5 protein-coding genes are annotated in these 4,823 nt (G+C 65.4%); 2 read left to right on the forward strand and 3 right to left on the reverse strand.

Features of this window, described 5'->3' with window-relative positions; genetic code table 11:
* Positions 1-163: 163 nt before the first annotated feature.
* Positions 164-385, reverse strand: coding sequence for a hypothetical protein (locus ACFU8W_RS52010; RefSeq protein WP_384052837.1), 222 nt, complete (start codon positions 383-385; stop codon positions 164-166).
* A 230-nt stretch (positions 386-615) separates the two neighbouring features.
* Here ACFU8W_RS52010 and ACFU8W_RS52015 point away from each other — a divergent pair, with 230 nt between their 5' ends.
* Both ACFU8W_RS52015 and ACFU8W_RS52020 read left to right on the forward strand, forming a co-directional pair.
* Positions 616-1,050, forward strand: coding sequence for a tautomerase family protein (locus tag ACFU8W_RS52015; protein ID WP_384052839.1), 435 nt, complete (start codon positions 616-618; stop codon positions 1,048-1,050).
* Between the two features lie 419 nt (positions 1,051-1,469).
* Entirely contained in the window at positions 1,470-2,585 is a 1,116-nt protein-coding gene (locus ACFU8W_RS52020) for a PP2C family protein-serine/threonine phosphatase (RefSeq protein ID WP_384052841.1), read from the forward strand.
* 401 nt (positions 2,586-2,986) lie between these two features.
* On the opposite strand, the gene ACFU8W_RS52025 is transcribed toward ACFU8W_RS52020, so the two are convergent.
* Complete coding sequence (locus ACFU8W_RS52025; protein ID WP_277327487.1) at positions 2,987-3,358, reverse strand: VOC family protein; 372 nt, start codon at positions 3,356-3,358, stop codon at positions 2,987-2,989.
* 693 nt (positions 3,359-4,051) lie between these two features.
* Positions 4,052-4,222, reverse strand: a complete 171-nt coding sequence (locus ACFU8W_RS52030) for a hypothetical protein (RefSeq protein ID WP_384052844.1) — start codon at positions 4,220-4,222, stop codon at positions 4,052-4,054.
* Positions 4,223-4,823 lie beyond the last annotated feature (601 nt).

A 4,823-nucleotide genomic window follows, 5' to 3' on the forward strand; every position in this document is an offset into this window, starting at 1 on the left:
CGCTCACGCAGTTCGTCGGAGTATTTCCGGGGGGCAGCCATGACGGGGATCCTTCCGGGTCTTCGATGTCTCCATCAAACCCAGGGCGATTCACTCGAGCCGCAGTCAGACATCGTGCCCGACGCCCCTTTTCGAACGGATCCAAGTCCGTTGTCAGGCTCGCTCACCACGGGGCAGGCCACAGGTTCGGCCCACCTCCACGCCAGTCGATCATCCCGGACAGAATCACGTCTTCCTCGGTGATGTCGTCCATTCCGGCCCGACGCAGGAACTCCGCCACATCCCGCAGGCTGTGCGCCATGCCAAGGATCTCCCCGTCGACACGCACCCGGCGGCCGCCGGACTCATCGGGCGGATAGATCACGATCGGCAGGTACCCGGACATGGGCCAAGCCTCGCCCCGGTCTGCAACCCGCGCTCGTTCAGGTAAGCCACACGCAGCAGCGCCCGGTCAGGACCAGCCAGGTCGGCCTTGACATCGAGTCACAGGCCGCCCGTCGCTGAGCGAGAGGCTGCGAGGACTGCTGTGTAGTGGGCCCTGTCTGCAGGTGCGATGCTGCCAAGGCGGGACAACCTTCACAGAAGGACATTAATCCACCCAAGAGAGGAGCTGCCATGCCGATCTGGCACGTCTATCACCCGGAGAACCTCTACAGCGCCGAGGACAAGCAGCAGTTCGCCACGCAGGTCACCATGTTGTACGCCGAACTGATCAAGCTGCCCAAGTTCTACGTCTCCGTGGCATTCCACGCATTCGAGCCGCAGGACTTCTTCGTCGGCGCTGAGCCCGCGACCAAGTTCGTGCGAATCTCGATCGACCATATCGCCCGCCTGACCCCCGACCCGGAGCGACGCAAGAAGTGGATGGACACCATCAACGAGCGGCTGACACCGTTCCTGCGGCACTGCGGGCTTCACTGGGAGATCCACATCGACGAGACGCCGCGGGACTTCTGGACGATCGACGGGTTCTTCCCGCCACCCGCAGGCTCACCCGACGAGCGGCGATGGGCCGAAGAGAACAAGCCGTCGCAGCCGATCGGCGGCTGACCGCGAGTAGTGGAGGGACAGGAAATCCCGGTGAGGTTGATCTTGCTGGGGTTCGCCTACTTCGCGGGGGCTTCGAGCTGGGGGGATGGCGCCAGCGCGCACCCCAAGGGGTTTTGAAGACCCTGCGGGGTTCGAGCGGCTCACAGAGCGATCTTCAGAGAAAGAAGGCTTGCTGAAGGAGCGCGCAGCCTCCGGCGGACCGGCTCCGCGTCCGGTGCGTGGTCGATTTCGATCGGGGTCGGCGCGGTGGGGTGCTGCATGACGCCCGCCCAGGCCCCCTTGTGCGGCGCCTAGGCCGCTACGCGGCAGCGGCCCGGAAGGTCGTCGAGGGCGGCGCAGACGGTTGCTCGGGCAGCGAGGTCGCGACCGCACTGCCCGTCTCCGCGTGCGAGCCTGGTAAGGGTGGTGTAGGAGGAGTCATGTCGCAGCGCCTCGAAGAACTTCGCCGGCTGGTGCAACCGAGTCGGGCATGGTTCGCCATCCCGCTCGTGTGGATAGTTGCAGTGACCGTGATCGACCTTCTTGCACCGCCCGACATGCATCTGGGTCCGCTGCTCGTCGCGGCCCCGGCAATCACGACGTCGTTCGGCGGGCCCCGGGCGGTGGGTCTGGTCGCTGCGCTGGCGGTGATCGCGCAGACGGTCATCGGGCTGCTGCGCGATCCTGACGAGATACTCTCAGCCAACCACCAGGCGCAGATCATCGCCCTGATACTGGTCGGCACGAGCCTCGTGATCTTCTGCGTACTGCGGGAGCGTCGCGCAAAAGAGCTGGCGCAAGTACGGTACGTGTCCGAGACTGCCCAGCGTGTGGTTCTGCCGCCGCTGCCCAAGCATCTCGGACCGCTGAACGTCGCCTCCCTCTACCTTGCGGCGGAGGCCGAGGCCCAGATCGGCGGGGATCTGTACGCGGCGGCGCGCACCACCTCGGGCAGCCGGCTGATGGTCGGCGATGTGCGAGGCAAGGGGATGACCGCGGTCAATGACGCCGCTTTGCTGCTCGGAGCGTTCCGCGTCGCGGCCCACCGCCAGGCAAGCCTGGGTGAGCTGGTGGCCTACCTCGACCGAAGCGTGTGCTGGGACCTGCTCGAGCCAGGTGAGACGAGCTGCTACGGAGAAACGTTCATCACCGCCACCATCCTGGACATCCTCGACCGGGACGGCCGAGTCGAGATGGTCGCCTGCGGGCACCCGCCGCCGGTCGTTGTGCACAACGGCCGACCGACGACGATGGAATCCCCTCATCCCGCACCTCCGCTGGGCCTGGGCGAACTGGCGCCTCCGCGATACCACGTCGACAGCTTCCAGTTCGAGCCGGGAGACCTTCTACTGCTGTACACGGACGGCGTCACCGAGGCCCGCGACTCCACCGGCGCTTTCTACCCGCTCGCCGAGCGCATCACCGGCTGGACCGAGAGCGACCCCGATGCCTTCCTAGGCCGCTTCCGGCGCGACCTGCTGCACCACGTCGGCGGGCACCTGAACGACGATGCCGCCGTGATCGCCATAGAGCGCCCCGCCATGCCTCGGGCCTGATCACCCGGCCCCTCTGACTTGCTGCGATCCCTCGGCGTCGACCCGTCGCAGCTGGACCCCGCCCCATCATTGGCACCCGGGGCCGGCGCCGAGCGGCTCGACGGCAGCCCCCCGTGCGCAGATTCCTGTTAGAGGAACCCACGGAGGCCGGGTCGTCCGCCTACCTGCTGCCCGCGCCACACTCGCTTTCGAGGTCTGTTCGTACTGGTCAGGCAGTGATCCGCCGTCGTTCGCGTGCGTTCATCTCCGTCCACTGTGCGATCCGGGTAGCGGCTCGTGTACGCCCTTGAACGACCGCGTACGTAGATGAAGTGAGACGGAAACTGAGACGGCTGGCGGCAGGTCGACCGGGGCGGGCTAGACGATGTGCAGCCTCTCAGGCGTGCCGTCGACTCCCAGGACTAACCGATGAGGGTCTCCTTTGGGCGGACTACACAGAACTCGTTCCCCTCCGGATCGGCCAGCACGGTCCACGACTCGTCGCCGGTCTGTCCGACGTCCGCTCTGCGAGCGCCGAGTGCGAGGATTCGCTCGATCTCGGCCTCCCGGTCTTCCGCCGCGGATGTCAGATCGAGGTGCAGGCGGTTCTTGACGACCTTGCGGTCGGTCACCGGCATGAAGCAGATTCCCACCGGGGCCGTCTCGTCCGGCCCGATCACGACCTCCCGCTCCCGCTCGGACAGGATCCGCCAGCGCAGCACCTCAGCCCAGAACCGGGCCAGGGCGGGCAGGTCGTGGGCGTCGATGACGATGTGATGCAGCGAGATAGGCATGTCGGACAGTGTTCCCCTTTGAGGGCGTGGACAGACCGGAGGCGGTTGTCGTCAAACACTGCCGTCAAGGCAAAAGCCAGAGGCCCCGTGGATTCCTCCACGGGGCCTCTTGTCTGGTGTGCACTCGGCAGGATTCGAACCTGCAACCTTCTGATCCGTAGGCGGGTGCGCACACGGATCATGCGGTCTGTCACAGCCACGTCGGCCCGTTGACCATGATGCACGTGTACGCCGGTGCACCCCTGTGTGCGCCGACGTTGATGTCAGGTACTGATGTCAGGCGGTGTCTAGCACCGTTCGCGGGTGCCGGCGGATTCGTGGCGAGTGTTGTGGGCTCCCGGGAGAGTGGTAGGTGCAGAGACGCATGATGCTGGCGCCTTGCGGAACCGGCAGGTTCGGCATAGGCGTCGTCGCCAAAGCAGCGTCATGCAACTACATCGAGAAGGCAGGGCATGGAACCGGATCCCTCGATTTGGGAGTTGCTGTTCGCGTTCCTCTTCATGGGGATCGTCGCCATTGTGAGGATGTCGTTGATCGTGGTCCCGATCATCGGGGTCGGGATCTGGACTGTGTCGCGAGTGCGCCGCCGACGTAGCCAGGGCCCAGGGCGGGGCGGAGACAGGAGCGATCAGCGGCCCGGCCCGCGAGGGGCGGTAGAGCGTCGTCCGGACGGCGGCACCGCGTGACGCCCGATCAGTGGTCGATGGTGCCACTGAAGAGGAGGAGGAACGGGAGCAGCAGGCTCAGGATGCCATGAAGGGCGAGTAGCGCCACTAGAGTGATCATCAGGATCGTCATGAGCGTCCACCACAGACTGCTCCTGGTTCTCTGAAGCCAGCCCTGTACCGAGTCTTTTTCAGTCACTGACCCTCCTTGCTCGGACTGTACAGCGCGGGCGGCGTAGCGACTTTGGCCGGGAGCTGCTTTGGCGCGAGTGATCATGGCCCCGTAAGCTTCCGGCGCGTCGGGCAGTCTGTGGACCTGCCCGCTAAAGCACGACGTTGGGGCCATGATCTTCGAGGCTCGCGCCAAAGTGGCTGGCTAAAGTTGTGGAGCCGACCGCCCCAGCCACGACGTGTTCTGACCTCATGCACTGTGTGCCTGCCTCTTGGACGGGAGCGAAGCGACGACGGGTGCTTGATGAAGTAGAGAAAGTTCTACCGCGCTCGTACGGTGACGGCTTTCAAGAGCGTCGTTCCGAGGCCGTCCACAACACATGTGCCCTGGAAGAACGACGACCGGGTCGCACTCGGCTGGACCCCTGGCCCACAGTTGGCCCATGAGGCCGCCTACAAGGGCGCCGACGACCCTCCATCGGCAGATTTACAGAGGGCTCCCGTTAGCCCCTCTCACCTGCGGCTTCTCCGTCGCTAGTGTCTTGTGATTCCGTCAGCATTACTTGATCTTGTGTGGCAGGGTCTCTTGGTATGGAGCTGTCCGTGGAACAGGCCGCCGAGTTGCGGGC

The organism is Streptomyces sp. NPDC057565 (assembly GCF_042801455.1).
GTDB classification, from domain to species: Bacteria; Actinomycetota; Actinomycetes; order Streptomycetales; family Streptomycetaceae; genus Streptomyces; species Streptomyces yanii.

Excerpts from the sequence above, each read along its gene's own strand:
- ACFU8W_RS52010 (WP_384052837.1), bottom strand. The coding sequence starts at position 385 with ATGTCCGGGTACCTGCCGATCGTGATCTATCCGCCCGATGAGTCCGGC.
- ACFU8W_RS52015 (WP_384052839.1), top strand. The coding sequence starts at position 616 with ATGCCGATCTGGCACGTCTATCACCCGGAGAACCTCTACAGCGCCGAG.
- ACFU8W_RS52020 (WP_384052841.1), top strand. The coding sequence starts at position 1,470 with ATGTCGCAGCGCCTCGAAGAACTTCGCCGGCTGGTGCAACCGAGTCGG.
- ACFU8W_RS52025 (WP_277327487.1), bottom strand. The coding sequence starts at position 3,358 with ATGCCTATCTCGCTGCATCACATCGTCATCGACGCCCACGACCTGCCC.